We start from the raw sequence: 16,078 nt of genomic DNA, 5'->3' as shown, positions 1-16,078 counted from the left end.
TTGTTAACTATCGTTTTAATAAGAATTAAAAATAAAATTAACTAATTAGGATAAGCTAGGCGAAAAGAAAGAAAAAATTTTGTTTATCTTTTATTTAGATAAGTGGTTTGGAAAAATATTAAAAATAAATAAAATCAGTATTTTTCTAAATGTCTTTTAATAATCAAAATTATCTCAAATTTAAAAGATCAAAGAAAAACACGCTAGTTATTTGCGTGTTTTTCTTGTGACCTAAACAATAGCATTAACAATGTTCTAGTAATTGTTTATTACAATTTTTATAGCACTTGAACAATCGATTCGCAAAGTCTAGACATGTTATCTAATGTCATGCCTGCCACATTGATACGCCCTGAATTAACGATGTAGATGCCATAATCATTACGTAATTTAAGCACTTGCTCTTCGTTCAAACCACTGAACGAGAACATCCCGTTTTGTTTGGCGATGAAGCTAAAATCTTGATTGGCTCCTTTATCTTGTAATGTTTTTACAAATAGTTGTCGCATGCGGTGAATGCGTTGTCGCATACCAGTTAACTCATCAATCCACTCTTCTTTTAATTCTTCATTGTTTAAAATGTAAGAGACGATTTTAGCACCATGAGCAGGTGGATTTGAGTAATTAGCGCGAATAATTGTTTTGACTTGACTAAAGGCGCGATCGGCAATTTCAGTATTTGCAGCAATTAGCGTGAATGCGCCTACGCGTTCATTATAGAGACCAAAATTTTTTGAATATGAGCTAGCAATAAGTAGCTCTGGATGGTTATTAGCAAATAATCGTAGCCCATAGACGTCTTCTTCTATACCTTGTCCAAAGCCTTGATAAGCTATATCAAACAGTGGCAACCAACCATTTTTTAAGGCAAGATCCGATATAGCTTGCCATTGTTCTGGGGTTGGGTCAATACCGGTTGGGTTATGACAGCAACCATGGAACAACACTGCTTCACCAGCGGTAACTTGGCTTAAGCTGCTCATCATGGCATCAAAATCAAAAGTGTGAGTGTGTGCACTGTAATAATGGTATTGATGTACTTCAAGACCAGCAGTTTGGAATACACTACGATGATTTGGCCAAGTTGGATTGCTTACCCAAACGCGTTTTACTTTAGTCCGGCGGGCTAAAAAATCCGCCATTATGCGTAAGGCCCCTGTTCCGCCAGGCGCTTGTGCAGTTCTTGCTCGTTCATTTTCACGACCAAAAAGTAAAATTTGCGTTACAATATTGAAGGTATTGACACCATCAATAGGTAAGTAACTTTTGGTAATTTCGTCATTTAATAAAAAATGTTCTGCTTTTTTCACACTTTCTAAAATAGGTGTTTTGGTCGTTTCATCTTTATAAATACCGACACTTAAATTAATTTTATTGATGCGTTCATCTTTATTATAAAGATCGGCCAGCCCTAAAATGGGATCTGCCGGTGCTGCTGTTAAATTTTCAAACATAATTCACCTATTTCATCCAATTGGTATCACCGCATTATATACACATTATTTTGTAAGTTACAATTTCGAAAAAAGCATACTATAAATAGATTTTTATAAGCATTCTTTATTTTTAACATTCCTATATTTAGTAAAAAACTATAAGCTGATTAAAAAATGAAATCAAATCATTAGCTAATGTTATTAATTCTCCCGTAATCAAATCTTCTTTTACTACTTCGCCTGTTAAATTGTTTAATGAAATAATTGTTGTGCTGTCATCTGTCGAAGCAATAAAAATAGTCGGTATTCGTTTTAATCTTTTTTGCTGAGATAAATGAGCTATTAAATTTTGTTCTAAAGTTGAAAAATCATCATCATTCCATGCTTGAATTAAAGTTAAATGAGTGTTGGCAAACTTAGCTGTCATATTGCCTGCATATTGTGTTCCATAAAAAATGTGAGCACTGGGATGTAAAGTGATACCGACAACTTGTTCAACAATCGTAAGATCTCTTGGCGGCTCCAATAAAAATGGTTGCCAAAATACCGTGAGATATTCAGTTTTTAAAATACAAGGCGAGGGAATAGCATGCAATTCTTCGCTTTGTGGTGCATACTTAAACTGGTCAATCCAAAGAGTAGTAAAATCAAGTAAGGCAATTTTATAAGCAGAGTTCATGGACAAATGTATCTCATATTCAAATTATTATGTTATTTAATCGTCATTATACTGATTAAGTTTTGCAATGCATAATTACCTCAACGTTTCATTTTTTATTAATTAGGTAATTTGTAAAGTAAAAGATTGTAAAGAGGTAATAGGTGATTAGGTGTTTTAATATAAAACTTTAAGCAAATCAAATAAGTTATTTATAATACGGTAAACGTTCGTTAAAAATAACGAAAAATGAATCCTTAACTGTTTGTAAAATATCTAGTTTAATTTACTTGCTATCCTTGACTGAAACGTTAATAATAGAGACGGATAATTTTATCCTTGTAATGCAGCAATGGCGTTAGACATTACAGTTTGTCAAAATAAAATCGCGTAAGTAGAATCATTATAATTAGATAATCTGTTTATTTTAAACAATTGCATAAAGATTTAGTTTGTTTGCCAAAACCGGTAAGACGCAGAGGTTTGCTTATTAACCATATTAATAGTGTCAATAAATTATAAAATTAGGTTTTTTGCAAAGTATTTAGTGCTTTTTAATTTAATATTTTGCTTGTTATATTGATGTTGTGTAAGCGGTATCGGATTCACATAAAATAATAACAAAAATAACACAAATAAAATAATGAATGCCGTATACAAATATTTAGTTAAGTACCATTATTCATCATTGTTAAAATAACCACTTATCAATAATAAGATTCTACCTACAGTTAATTCAGACTAATGAAGAGTGTAGAATAATGAAAAGAATGTTAATCAACGCAACCCAGCAAGAAGAGCTGCGCGTTGCGCTTGTTGATGGTCAAAGATTGTATGATTTAGATATTGAAAGCCTTGGGCATGAACAAAAGAAAGCCAATATTTATAAAGGTAAAATCACTAAAATCAATCCAAGTTTAGAAGCCGCATTTGTTTCTTATGGTGGCGAGCGCGATGGATTTTTACCTTTAAAAGAGATTGCTGAAAGTTATTTTCCATCTAATATTTCTGGACGGCGTAGTATTAAACACCTACAAGAAGGTCAAGAAGTTCTTATCCAAATTGAAAAAGAGATTCGGGGCAAAAAAGGTGCGGCTTTAACCACCTATATTAGTTTAGCTGGCAGCTATTTAGTGTTGATGCCTAATGATCCTCGTGCTGGCGGAGTTTCGCGTCGCATAGAAGGTGAAGAACGAGCCGATCTTAAACGTATTATTGATGCTATCGAAAAACCTAAAGGTATGGGTGTGATAGCCCGAACTGCAGGGGTGGGTAAAAGTCAAGAAGAGTTACAACAAGATTTAGATGCATTAGTTACCTATTGGGCAGCCATTCAAAATGAAGCAAAAAAGCATCCTGCACCTAGTTTAATTCATAAAGAAAGTGATATTATCACTCGCGCATTTCGTGATTATTTACGTGATGATGTTGGTGATATTTTAATTGATAATCCCAAAGTGCTTGAAATTGCTAAAAAACGGTTAGCAGATTTAGGACGTGTTGAGTATGTCAGTCGCTTAAAGCTTTATGAGGGTGATGTACCATTATTTAATCATTTCCAAATTGAAGGTCAGATTGAGTCGGCATTCCAGCGTGAAGTTCGCTTACCTTCTGGTGGCTCAATTGTGATTGATGCGACAGAAGCGCTTACAGCAATTGATATTAACTCTGCTAAATCAATTCGCGGTAGTGATATTGAAGAAACCGCATTTAATACTAATCTTGAAGCAGCCGAAGAAATAGCTCGCCAACTACGCTTACGAGACTTAGGTGGTTTGATTGTTATCGATTTTATTGATATGACCCCAGTTCGTAATCAGCGTGAAGTAGAAAATCGCCTTAAAGAAGCCATGAAAACTGATCGTGCGCGTATTCAAACGACTCGTATTTCACGCTTTGGTTTGCTCGAAATGTCTCGTCAACGATTAAGCCCTTCATTACGCGAAGCAACTCATCATATATGCCCTCGTTGTCAAGGAACAGGTACTGTTCGTGACAATAATTCATTGTCTTTATCTATTCTTCGTTTAATTCAAGAAGAGGCAATGAAAGATAATACTGTACAAATCGATGTCATTGTTCCAGTACCAATAGCGAGCTATTTACTCAATGAAAAACGTCGCGCTATCACCAATATTGAAAGTATGCATCCTGATGTCAAAATTGTGATTGCTGGCGATGAAGAGATGGAAACACCTCTATATAAAGTAATTCGTAAGCGTAGAGGAGAAGAAACAGACGTACTGAGTTATCATCTCCCAAAACTGATTCGTGAGCTTGAAGAGGAGGAAGATGACCAACTAGCTGTTGAAGTTGTTGTGGAACAAGCGGTATTATCAGGCCCTAAAGTTGAGGCTTGTGCAGCATCAAAAGAACAGATAGAGTCAAAAACTAAAAAATCAGGTGGGTTGTTTAGTGGATTATTTGGTAAGTTACGTAAACTGTTTGTTACAGAAACAGCAGAACCCGAGCCAGAGGTTAAAACAAAAATAGCCAAAAGACGAGATAATCAACGAGCAAACAATCGACGTCAACGTAATAACCGAAACAATAGTGTGGCTAGTAATACTAATATTGTTGCGACAGGTACTACTGAAGAGGTGAAAGAATCAAGTCGAAATAATAGCCGTAGAACTAAACAAAATACTAATGCAAGTACTAATTTGACAAACTCTGCAAATAATCTTAAGACAGATAAAGTTGTTGAAACTGTACAACCAAAACAGCGTGAAGCTAAACCAAGACGTCAACAACGGGTATTAACTAGAAGTATTCGCATAAAAAATAGTGATAGTATGGTGGAAACTGAACAAGAAAGAGTTATTATTCCTTCTTTATTATTACCCATTATTGTACCTGAACCAACTGAAAACAATATTGCAACGGAATTTCAACCAAAACGTCAGCGTCGTACTTCAAGACATTTACGAATGAATGGTCAACGTAATAAACGCCGTGCTCGTAATGTAGAACTAAAACAGTCACCAATGCCGTTGCCGTTTGCTGCAGCATCATTAGAATTAGCTTTAGGTCGTGTTATTGTTGATTACAGTCGAATAAATAATGATGAATCAAGTATTAAGGTACCGGTTATCCCTTCGCTTTTACTGCCTGTCATTGTTAAAAATGAAGAGGATGTCAATAGTGTTGATACAGCTAGCATGGATGAAGTATCCAAAAGTTCTTTATTCATAAATGCACAAGAAGATTTTCAAGTTGATGAGCAAAATAGTAATGATGTTGGTTTGCTAACTAATGATTTACAATCAACAGGCTACTCTTCTTCAGCAATGACTAAAGCACCTGCTCCTGAATATGTGACTTCTGCTATTGGAATAAAATCACGTGAAGAGTCAGATTATCGTTTTGAAGGTAAAGGAAATGCTGGCGGTTTAAGTGCACAAGATCATGCTTATGCCGCAGTAAGTAAACCGGTGATAATCGATTAATCTTATAATATATTAAAATAACGGTGATATATGTCACCGTTGTTTTAATACTTCTTAACTTCGATAAAGATAAACAATGATTATCTATATTTTTAAGAAAATAGTAACGTTTTTATTTATTATCTGCGTTCTAGCTCAGATAAGCTTTTGTCTTGTGTATTTTTCGCCTTATTCAATGTTAGGTGAACCTAGTTTTATTGATGCATATAGAGCTTTTTTTCAGCAATTACTACAAGGTCAATTTACGCTAATATCTGGAGAAAAAGTACATTTTTTTCATACAATTTCTACTACTTTTGAACTTTGTATCTTAGCTTTACTTGTTACGTTGCTTATTGGATTACCTTTAGGGATCTTTCTTGGTCTGAGTAATATTCATTGGTTAAATAACACAATTCGCCTAGGATGTTTATTACTTTATTCATGCCCATTAGTCTTACTTGTTGTTATTATTATGTTCCTGATATCTCCTTCATGGACAGTATCATTGAATTTTCACTTATCTCCAACCGAAACAGGTACTTCATTATTGGACATTTTGTTTTCTTCAAGTGATGATAAGATGCGCCTATTACTAGAGCAATTTCGCTATTTGCTTTTACCTATGCTTATTTTGGCAATTCAGCCAAGTATTATGACTATCCAATTAGTAAGCCAATCAGTAAAAAGTATCTCACGTCAAAACTTTATAAAAATGGCAATTATTCGAGAAAGATCGCTTTTTAAAATTTTACGTCGGCATTTATTACCTAATTCTATTCCTGCAACCATTCCACAGTTAACATATAATACAACTACATTGTTGTTTTCTACCATGGTGATAGAAATTTTATATAATCGAGAAGGACTAGGGCAGTGGGTGATGAGTGCTTATCACCATCATAATTATTTTATTATTTCTATTGCCATTCTAGCTTGTGGCACTGTTATCAGTTTATTAGCACTATTAGGTGAAATTTCGGCTGTTGTTATTTATCCTTTGCGTCATAAGGAACATTATGTCTAGGCTAGCTAGGTTAATAAAAGGTATAAAGTTAAGCTTTAGTCGGTTGCACAGTAATTTTTACTTAATTGTTGGCTTTTATGGCATATTGGCGATTACATTTATAGCATTATCAACTCAATGGTTTTTTCATGCCCATTTAAACCCTAGTTACCCAGCTTTATTGCCACCTGCTTGGTGGTCTAGCGGTGATATCAATCATATACTCGGTACCAACGCGAAAGGGCAAGATATTTTTAATTATTTGTTAATTGGTTATCGTTCAACTATGACAATGACGTTAAAAGCAGTATTTTATGTGGTTGCCATTGGCGGAGTAATTAATTACTTAATGTTTTTTATATCATTTATACGCCCTTTTGTATTGTTTATTTTTAAATTCTGTATGGTTGTACCGCCGTTACTTGGTGTGATTGTGATTAGCTTATTATTAAAAGATAATATTACTAATATGTTATTGGTGATTGGATTATCTTATTCCCCACGCTTTATTTACAATATCCATCAACGTGTTATCAACGAATGGAATAAAACTTATATTACGGCCTATAGACTTGATGGACTATCTTCGTTTTCAATTTTAAATCATTATATTCTACCTAACATTTTACCTCTTTATCTGACCGAAATTGTTTCATTGTTTGGATCGGTTATTTTGTCAGTTACCACAATAACTTTTTTAGGCTTTGCTAATGATGTTTCCCGTCCGGATTTGGGAATGATGATGTTTCAAATGAAAGATATCATTGCTATTAATTATTTGGCCTTTTTATCTCCAGGAATTGCGGTTTCAGCTACAATTATTTTGGTATATTTATTCAACTTTGGATTATATGGCCGAAGAGCAGGAACTTAATGATGGCATTATTAGATATTCGAAATTTAACCATTGAGTTTATTACGCCAGAGGGTCTTTTGCGCGCAATTGATCGGGTTAATTTGAAGTTGTCAGAAGGTGAAATTCGAGGCTTGGTTGGTGAATCAGGCTCAGGAAAAAGCCTTATCGCTAAAGCTATCTTAGGGGTAACTAATCATAACTGGAAGATTTCAGCCGATCGTATTTATTTTAATGATATTGATTTACTTAAACTCTCACCTAGACAACGTCGAAAAGTGATTAGTGCTAATATCTCTATGATATTTCAAGAACCACAATCTTGTTTAGATCCCTCTATGAAAGTTGGGCAACAGTTAATCACTGCAATTCCAAGAAGAACATTTAAAGGGCATTGGTGGCAGCGATTATTTTGGCGTAAGCATCGAGCGATTGAGTTATTGCATCGGGTAGGAATTAAGAATCACAAAGAGATATTAAAGTCCTATCCGTTTGAATTAACCGAAGGCGAATGTCAGAAAGTCATGATAGCCATTGCGTTGGCTAATCAGCCAAAGCTACTTATTGCTGATGAACCAACAAATGCAATGGAAGCCACTACCGAAGCACAAATTTTTAGGTTGCTCGCTAGTATGAATCAAAATATGGGGACTACTATCTTGCTTATCAGCCATGATTTACAAATGGTAACCAGATGGACTGATCGTATCAATGTCCTATATTGCGGACAAACCGTTGAAGTTGCTAATAGTGAAGATTTAATTAAATCACCTTATCATCCTTATACTCAGGCGCTGATTTATGCTATCCCTGATTTTGGTAAAGCCATGCCACATAAAAGCCCGTTAAATACGTTACCCGGAGTGATTCCATCATTGGAGCATTTACCCATAGGCTGTCGATTAGGACCACGATGCCCTTATGCCCAAAAGAAGTGTATTTTGGCTCCAGAATTGATAACGATAAAAGATCATTTTGTAGCCTGTCATTTTCCGTTAAATACTGATGAGTAACCGTAAATGAATAGGAATACACGATGAATCCAATATTAAAAGTACGTAACTTATCTAAGCAATTTAAAATTCCTAAAGGTCTTTTAGGACATATACGCATTGATGCAGTCAAGCCATTATCATTTTCTCTTAATGAAGGTAAAACTCTTGCAATTATTGGGCAAAATGGCTCAGGAAAGTCAACGCTGGCAAAAATGTTAGTTGGTATGATAAAACCTGATAATGGCGATATTTGGATTGATGGTAATAAAGTTCAATACGGTGATTATAGTCACCGTTGTCAACTGATTCGGATGATATTTCAGCACGTAGAAAGTTCATTTGATCCGAGATTACGTATTGGTCAATTGCTTGAGATCCCCTTAAAGCGTAATGCTAATTATGGTGCTCATGAACGTGAAAAGTTAATTAGCGGTGTATTAAAACAAGTTGGATTGTTACCTGAACATGCCTCTTATTACCCTTCTGTGATGGCGGCGGGGCAAAAGCAACGTGTGGCATTAGCTCGAGCATTGATTTTAAAACCCAAAGTAATAATTTTAGACGAAGCCTTAGCGGCATTAGATATTTCGATGCGTTCACAAATTGTCAATTTAATGTTGACATTACAAGCTGAACAAAATATTTCTTATGTATATGTCACTCAAGATATTGGGATGATGAAACATATCAGCGATGAAATTTTGGTTATGCACAATGGCGATCTTGTTGAGTCTGGTAATACTGCTGAAGTATTGGCTTCGCCGCTAAGTGATATTACCCAAAAATTGATAAATAGTTACTTTGGTGAAGCACTTACTGCTGATACATGGCGTACCGATACGCGTGCTTTTTAGTTAATAAAACTATCTATCATTTGCATTTTAGCGCGTGAGGTAATGATCATTTTATTTGGATTATTTACCTACTTTTAATCTAATTGTTCTAATGAATTTGTTATATAAAAAATCTCGACAAATAACATAAAAGGCTCTATATTTAGCTGTATAGATTTCTAGACGTCTATTTCTGATGTTTAAAAATAACTTACCATTATAGGAGCTTTTGTTATGCCTATTTGTATTCCTGACTCATTACCCGCTGTTGATGTGTTACGTAATGAGAATGTATTTGTTATGACCTCATCACGAGCTAATACTCAAGAAATTCGTCCACTTAAGCTCCTTTTTTTAAACCTCATGCCTAAAAAAATCGAGACTGAAAATCAATTTTTACGTTTACTTTCTAATTCGTCTTTACAAGTTGATATTCAATTATTGCGTATTGATCAACGAGAGTCAAAAAATACACCTGTCGAACATTTAAACAGTTTTTATTGTGATTTTGATGATATTCGTGAACAGAATTTTGATGGGCTAATTATAACTGGCGCTCCACTAGGGAAAGTGGCTTTTTCGGATGTTGTGTATTGGCCTAAATTATCCGAAATTATTGCTTGGGCAAAAGATCATGTCACCTCAACAATGTTTGTTTGTTGGGCGGTTCAAGCTGCATTAAATGTCTTATATGATTTACCTAAATTCACTCGAGCACATAAGTTATCGGGTGTTTTTCAGCACCAAATTGTTCAACCTAATGCAATTTTAACGCGTGGCTTTGATGATACCTTTTTAGCGCCTCATTCGCGTTATGCTGATTTTCCAATTGATAAAATTATAAATTACACAGATCTATCCATTTTAGCAACGTCTGATATTACAGGACCTTACTTAATGGCAACCCCTGATAAACGTATGGCTTTTGTAACAGGACATCCCGAATATGATTCATTTACATTAGCTAATGAATATTTTCGTGACTTAAAGGCAGGTATTAGTCCAAATATTCCTTATAATTACTTTCCTGATAATAATCCCGATGTTGAGCCAAAAGCAACGTGGCGCAGCCATGCTTATCTATTATTTAGTAATTGGCTTAACTATTACGTTTACCAGTTAACTCCATTTGATTTAACTACTCGAGATTTAACGATTGATGACTAATAAATTCAGCTAAATTGTATTTGGCTTTATATATTGTGGTCGGTTATATGCTGTAATTGGATCTTGTTAGGCTATTGCTAGATTTAGCTAACAATAGCCTAGAAAAGCGAGTCTTTAAATGAATATATAGCTCACGTCTATGGCATAAACAAAAAATGAGCAAAGAAACTATTTTTGCTTAATTTAGTGCCTAATTTAAATAACAATTGGTAAAGTTTACGAAGTATTATCTGAATGTGGTTTGGTTATATTATCAAACTTGTAACCAAAATGTCACAGGCCCATCATTAATCAAAGATACTTGCATGTCGGCCGCAAATTGACCTGTTTGAGTTGTTATTTTTTGTTGGCATTGTTCGACAAAAAACTGATAAAGCCTATTTGCTTCATCAGGGTTAGCGCCTTTAGTAAAGCTTGGTCGCATTCCTTTTTTAGTGTCTGCTGCTAGGGTGAATTGAGAAACAACTAATACTTCGCCGTTAACGTGGTTAACATTTAGATTCATTTTCCCTTCATTATCACTAAAAATGCGATAGCCTAATACCTTTTCACATAAACGGATTGCTTTCTGCTCATTATCGTCTTGCTCAATACCAAGTAAAATCAGCAGTCCTTGATTAATCTGTCCAATAATGTTATTGTCTACTGTAACACTAGCTTGTTTTACTCGTTGGATTAAGGCGATCATAAATTAATTACTCTGGTAAAGGGGGATTGTTAACAACGTGTTTTTTTTGTCGGTTATAGTCAGTCAATGTTGCGGCAAATTCAGCACCGAACAAAACAATACACCAAGAAAAATAGATCCAAACTAACATAATGGGGATCGATGATACTACTCCATAAATGAGTTGATAAGTTGGAAACGAAGTAACATACAGTGCAAATGCACGTTTACCGAATTCAAATAACACTGCAGCGACAAGCGCACCAAGTATCGATTCTTTAAAAGGAACAGATTCGGTCGGAATAATGCTATAAAGTAACCAAAAACCAATCACAGAAATAACAAATGGTAGGAAATTAAGTAATATGTTGCCTGTTGTTACTGTTGATAGCCATTTTAGCGAAAAGATATAAGAACTAACTGCTACACTAGATCCAACTAAAATAGGGCCCAAGGTTAATATTGTCCAATACATGGTTAGGTTGTACATGAATGAACGTTTACGTTCGGTTTTCCAAATATGATTAAGTGCTGTATTAATTGAGTTGATCAACAATAAGGAAGTAACAATTAAACCTATTATCCCGACAAAGGTCATTTTTCTTGTATTGGAGATAAATTGTTCTAGATAATTTTGGATGGTATCACTAGCAGTAGGAACAAGGTTATTATAAATCAATTTTTTTAATGAATGGCTAACTTCATCAAACATTGGAAAAGCAGACAATAAAGAAAAAATAACGGTAATAAGTGGTACTAGTGCAAGTATGGTGGTATAAGCAAGCCCAGCAGAAGAGGTTGTAAGTCGATCGTTGTTAATACGATTCCATAATAATTTCATAAAGATCTGTATTTGCGTCAGTGATTTCATTAGCTTCTTTCTATTTTAGTTAGAAATAATACAATTATTAAATCCATTACTATTTAATGAGTTTAATACCTTATTTGCTTCTTGTTTACTTGTATAAGGTCCCACTGTAACTCGATATAATTGTCCTGAAGAAATATTACCGCGAATACCTGTCATTGCAAGTTTAGCTTTTAGTGTGTCAGCATTAGATTTATCCTTAAATGCTCCACATTGTAATAACCATTTAGTTGTAATAGTTGGTGTTACATTTGAAGATTGATTTTGTATTGCAGTATTTTCTTGTAAAGAAGGTGCAACAGTACGAGCATTCTTAATAAAACTATCTAGAATTTGTTGTCGTTCACCAGCAGTAGAACTTGATATTGATCCATAGTTTGCATTAGGGGTTTCTAATTCTTTAAGGTATGTCCAACGTTCTTGTGGTTGTTCTGGTAGCGTTATCACGGGTGTCTGAGTTTTTGCTTTTCGAGGTTCAATATTTTTTTGGGGAGCATTATTGGCAATAAAATAAAGAATAGCAGAAAATAGAATAATGATGATAATAGCCAAAAATATCATTAACTTAGGCTTGTTTCGTGACTTATTTTTTTTTGATTGGCTCTTTTTTCTAACATAATCACGCTGAACCACAATAGACTCTCTTCTATTTTATTAACATTGCAAAATAACTTGTATATAAAAAAAGTGGCTTACACCACTTTTTGTCATTTTTCTTTAACTATGATAGTTAACAAATAATCGCATTAAGCCAATGCTTTAATTTGTTTAATTAAATTCGCTTTATGACGTGCAGCTTTATTTTTATGAATTAAGCCACGAGCCGCTTGACGGTCAACAACTGCTTGCATGTCTTTGAATGCTACTTCAGCTGTTTGTTTATCACCAGCAGCAACAGCTGCGTAAACTTTTTTGATATAAGTACGCATCATTGAACGGTTGCTAGCATTATGTTTACGGCGCTTTTCGGATTGAACCGCACGTTTCTTAGCTGATTTGATATTAGCCAAAGTCAACTCCCAAGTTTAGATAAAAATTAGATATTAATAAGGTGGCAAAATATGCCTGATTTTCTTTCTATTGTCAATGGCACTGGATAAAAAATATGATTAGGAAATTTTATATTCATTATAAGTGTTTGTTATTTGACCGGTAATGTCTATAACCTAAACAGAAATTTTATGTTAGAATAGCAAAAGTTTTATTATATTTATATTTTATAAGAGGGAGTATCATGTCTATTATTAGAATGCAAGATCTTGATCTAAAAGGGAAACGTTTATTTATTCGCTCAGATCTTAATGTGCCAGTTAAAAATGGTAAGGTCACTTCCGATGCGCGTATTAAAGCGTCATTACCTACTATTGAAGAGGCAATTAGAAAAGGTGCTAAGGTAATGGTTACCTCTCATATTGGGCGTCCAACAGAAGGAGAGTATAACCCAGAGTTCTCTTTACAACCTGTTGTTGATTATTTAAAAGAACATGTGTCATTCCCTGTTCGTTTAGTAAAAGATTATCTTAATGGCGTAGATGTAAAAGAAGGCGAATTAGTTGTACTAGAAAACGTCCGTTTCAATGTAGGTGAAGGTAAAGATGATGAAGCTTTATCTAAAAAGTATGCTGCTCTTTGTGATATTTATGTAATGGATGCGTTTGGTACTGCTCACCGAGCACAAGCTTCGACTCATGGTGCGGGTAAATTTGCACCGGTTGCTTGCGCTGGTCCATTATTAGCAGCTGAGCTTGATGCGTTAGGTAAAGCGCTAGATAATCCAGCAAGACCAATGGTTGCTATCGTTGCTGGTTCTAAAGTATCAACAAAATTAACCGTACTTGATTCGCTATCAAAAATTGCTGATCACATTATTGTTGGAGGAGGTATTGCTAATACCTTTATTGCTGCTGAAGGTTATAATGTAGGTAAATCGCTTTATGAAGTAGATTTAATTCCAGAAGCTAAAAAATTAATGGCTAACTGTGAAATCCCTGTTCCAACCGATGTCCGTGTTGCAACTGAATTTAGTGAAACAGCCGTAGCTACTGAAAAATCAGTTCAAGATGTTAAAGAAAATGAACAAATTCTTGATTTAGGTGATAAATCAGCAGAAGTATTAGCAAATGTCATCAAAAACGCGAAAACTATTTTATGGAATGGTCCTGTGGGTGTTTTTGAGTTCCCTAATTTTCGCCGTGGCACTGAAATTGTAGCGAAAGCAATTGCCGATAGCGAAGGTTTTTCAATCGCTGGTGGTGGTGATACATTAGCTGCAATTGATCTATTTGGTATTGAAGATAAAATCTCTTATATTTCAACTGGTGGCGGAGCTTTCCTTGAATTTGTTGAAGGCAAAAAACTACCTGCTGTTGCGATGTTAGAAGATAGAGCAAAAGCGTAGAATTGAAGTTTAGTAAAAGGATGAGTTAATGACTCATTCTTTAATTTTTATAAATAAATTTATAGGTAATAAGATGGTTACTAAGATTTCTGATGTTGTTAAACCTGGTGTTGTCACTGGTGATGATGTTCAAAAAGTGTTTCAAATTGCTCGTGATAATAACTTTGCATTACCAGCTGTAAATTGTGTTGATACAAATACAATCAATGCGGTTATTGAAACTGCTGCTAAAGTTGGATCACCAGTCATTGTTCAATTTTCAAATGGTGGTGCTCAGTTTATTGCAGGTAAAGGTCTGAAATTAGAAGGTCAAGAAAGCGCTGTTTTAGGTGCAATTTCTGGGGCAAAACATGTTCATCTTGTAGCAGAAAAATATGGTGTACCGGTTATTGTTCATACTGATCATTGTGCTAAAAAATTACTTCCATGGGTAGATGGATTACTTGATGCTGGTGAAACTCATTTTGCTAAAACTGGTAAACCATTGTTTTCATCTCATATGATTGATCTTTCAGAAGAGTCACTAAAAGATAACATTGATATTTGTTGTCAATATCTTGCTCGTATGTCAGCAATGAAAATGACTTTAGAGTTAGAATTGGGATGTACTGGTGGCGAAGAGGATGGTGTTGATAATAGTCATATGGATAGCTCAGCACTTTATACTCAACCAGAAGATGTAGCTTATGCTTATGAGCGTTTAAGTGCCATCAGTCCTCGTTTTACTATTGCTGCATCATTTGGTAATGTGCATGGTGTTTATAAACCAGGTAATGTAAAATTAACACCAAAAATTCTAGATAATTCACAAAAATATGTATCAGAAAAGTTCAATTTACCTGCAAAATCATTGAATTTTGTTTTCCACGGTGGTTCAGGTTCAACGCCAGAAGAAATTGCTGAAGCAGTCAGTTATGGTGTAATCAAAATGAATATTGATACAGATACTCAATGGGCTAACTGGGCGGGTGTTTTAGATTACTACAAAGCAAATGAGGCCTATCTACAAGGCCAATTAGGTAATCCAGAAGGTGTTGATGCTCCAAATAAAAAATACTACGATCCTCGTGTATGGCTACGCAAAGGACAAGATTCTTTAGTTGCTCGTTTAGAACTTGCATTCAAAGAGCTTAACGCAGTTAATGTTCTTTAATGTTTAAGTTATTTAGAGTAAAAGCAAGGTGTTTACCTTGCTTTTGATTATCCGATAATTCAAATAAATCTTGCATTTTTATTTGAATTATCGGATAATCCTGCCCTCATTTAACTTAGGGGAGCTGTCTATTTATTAATATTAATTATTAATAGAGGCGTTTGCACCCGAGAAAAGGAAACTAAAAATGGCAAAGAAAGTACAAGCTTACATTAAGTTGCAAGTTGCAGCTGGTGCAGCGAATCCTAGTCCACCAGTTGGTCCAGCTCTTGGTCAACACGGTGTTAATATCATGGAATTCTGTAAAGCGTTTAATGCAAAAACAGAAAGCATGGAAAAAGGATTACCAATTCCTGTTGTAATTACAGTTTATTCAGACCGTTCATTTACATTCGTAACTAAAACGCCTCCGGCTGCAGTTTTATTAAAGAAAGCCGCTAAAATCAAGTCTGGTTCTGGCGAACCTAACAAGAAAAAGGTAGGTAAAGTGACGATTGCACAAATTCGCGAAATCGCTGAATTAAAAGCTGCAGATATGAATGGTGCTACCATTGAAACGATGATGCGTTCTATTGAAGGAACAGCTCGTTCAATGGGTTTGGAAGTGGAGGGTTAA

The 16,078-nt window shown here is 34.7% G+C and carries 15 protein-coding genes; 9 read left to right on the top strand and 6 right to left on the bottom strand.

Annotation, left to right across the window (positions count from 1 at the left end; translation table 11 throughout):
- Window positions 1–278: 278 nt before the first annotated feature.
- The gene (locus tag A9G23_RS05165) at window positions 279–1,454 is read right to left on the bottom strand and encodes an amino acid aminotransferase (RefSeq protein WP_065586600.1); all 1,176 of its coding nucleotides are present in this window, start codon (window positions 1,452–1,454) and stop codon (window positions 279–281) included.
- Between the two features lie 127 nt (window positions 1,455–1,581).
- Window positions 1,582–2,115, bottom strand: a complete 534-nt coding sequence (gene syd, locus A9G23_RS05160) for a SecY-interacting protein (RefSeq protein ID WP_065586599.1) — start codon at window positions 2,113–2,115, stop codon at window positions 1,582–1,584.
- A 740-nt stretch (window positions 2,116–2,855) separates the two neighbouring features.
- On the opposite strand from syd, the gene rne reads away from it, so the two are divergent.
- The 6 genes from rne to metA all read left to right on the top strand — a co-directional run bounded on the left by rne (window position 2,856) and on the right by metA (window position 10,376).
- Window positions 2,856–5,543 carry a ribonuclease E gene (gene rne, locus A9G23_RS05155; RefSeq protein WP_065586598.1) on the top strand — a complete coding sequence of 896 codons (2,688 nt, stop codon included), beginning with the start codon at window positions 2,856–2,858 and terminating at the stop codon, window positions 5,541–5,543.
- Window positions 5,544–5,697: 154 nt separating this feature from the next.
- Window positions 5,698–6,549: an ABC transporter permease subunit gene (locus A9G23_RS05150; RefSeq protein ID WP_176700234.1), complete on the top strand. Its 852-nt coding sequence runs from the start codon at window positions 5,698–5,700 to the stop codon at window positions 6,547–6,549.
- Window positions 6,542–7,402 (top strand): ABC transporter permease subunit, encoded by an 861-nt coding sequence (locus A9G23_RS05145; protein WP_065586596.1) that lies wholly within the window; start codon window positions 6,542–6,544, stop codon window positions 7,400–7,402. Before A9G23_RS05150 ends, A9G23_RS05145 begins: the two co-directional genes overlap by 8 nt.
- Before the next feature lie 2 nt (window positions 7,403–7,404).
- A complete protein-coding gene (sapD, locus tag A9G23_RS05140; protein WP_065586595.1) occupies window positions 7,405–8,394 on the top strand; it encodes a putrescine export ABC transporter ATP-binding protein SapD in 990 nt (329 codons plus the stop codon).
- A gap of 23 nt (window positions 8,395–8,417) precedes the next feature.
- Entirely contained in the window at window positions 8,418–9,230 is an 813-nt protein-coding gene (locus tag A9G23_RS05135) for a peptide ABC transporter ATP-binding protein (protein ID WP_065586594.1), read from the top strand.
- 213 nt (window positions 9,231–9,443) lie between these two features.
- Entirely contained in the window at window positions 9,444–10,376 is a 933-nt protein-coding gene (gene metA, locus A9G23_RS05130) for a homoserine O-acetyltransferase MetA (RefSeq protein ID WP_065586593.1), read from the top strand.
- A 253-nt stretch (window positions 10,377–10,629) separates the two neighbouring features.
- On the opposite strand, the gene dtd is transcribed toward metA, so the two are convergent.
- The 4 genes from dtd to rpsT form a co-directional block, all read right to left on the bottom strand.
- Window positions 10,630–11,064, bottom strand: a complete 435-nt coding sequence (dtd, locus tag A9G23_RS05125) for a D-aminoacyl-tRNA deacylase (protein WP_065586592.1) — start codon at window positions 11,062–11,064, stop codon at window positions 10,630–10,632.
- Window positions 11,065–11,071: 7 nt separating this feature from the next.
- Window positions 11,072–11,914, bottom strand: a complete 843-nt coding sequence (locus A9G23_RS05120; RefSeq protein ID WP_065586591.1) for a virulence factor BrkB family protein — start codon at window positions 11,912–11,914, stop codon at window positions 11,072–11,074.
- 15 nt (window positions 11,915–11,929) lie between these two features.
- Complete coding sequence (locus A9G23_RS05115) at window positions 11,930–12,544, bottom strand: SPOR domain-containing protein (RefSeq protein WP_065586590.1); 615 nt, start codon at window positions 12,542–12,544, stop codon at window positions 11,930–11,932.
- 113 nt (window positions 12,545–12,657) lie between these two features.
- Window positions 12,658–12,921: a 30S ribosomal protein S20 gene (gene rpsT, locus A9G23_RS05110; RefSeq protein ID WP_025316521.1), complete on the bottom strand. Its 264-nt coding sequence runs from the start codon at window positions 12,919–12,921 to the stop codon at window positions 12,658–12,660.
- 224 nt (window positions 12,922–13,145) lie between these two features.
- On the opposite strand from rpsT, the gene pgk reads away from it, so the two are divergent.
- The 3 genes from pgk (at window position 13,146) to rplK (ending at window position 16,078) form a co-directional block, all read left to right on the top strand.
- Complete coding sequence (gene pgk / locus A9G23_RS05105) at window positions 13,146–14,309, top strand: phosphoglycerate kinase (RefSeq protein WP_065586589.1); 1,164 nt, start codon at window positions 13,146–13,148, stop codon at window positions 14,307–14,309.
- Between the two features lie 73 nt (window positions 14,310–14,382).
- Window positions 14,383–15,462 (top strand): class II fructose-bisphosphate aldolase, encoded by a 1,080-nt coding sequence (gene fbaA, locus A9G23_RS05100; RefSeq protein ID WP_065587031.1) that lies wholly within the window; start codon window positions 14,383–14,385, stop codon window positions 15,460–15,462.
- A gap of 187 nt (window positions 15,463–15,649) precedes the next feature.
- Window positions 15,650–16,078 (top strand): 50S ribosomal protein L11, encoded by a 429-nt coding sequence (rplK, locus tag A9G23_RS05095; RefSeq protein ID WP_065586588.1) that lies wholly within the window; start codon window positions 15,650–15,652, stop codon window positions 16,076–16,078.

The organism is Gilliamella sp. App4-10 (assembly GCF_001690495.1).
Classification (GTDB): Bacteria; Pseudomonadota; Gammaproteobacteria; order Enterobacterales; family Orbaceae; genus Gilliamella; species Gilliamella apicola_G.
This window is presented reverse-complemented; position numbering and strand designations above follow the sequence as displayed.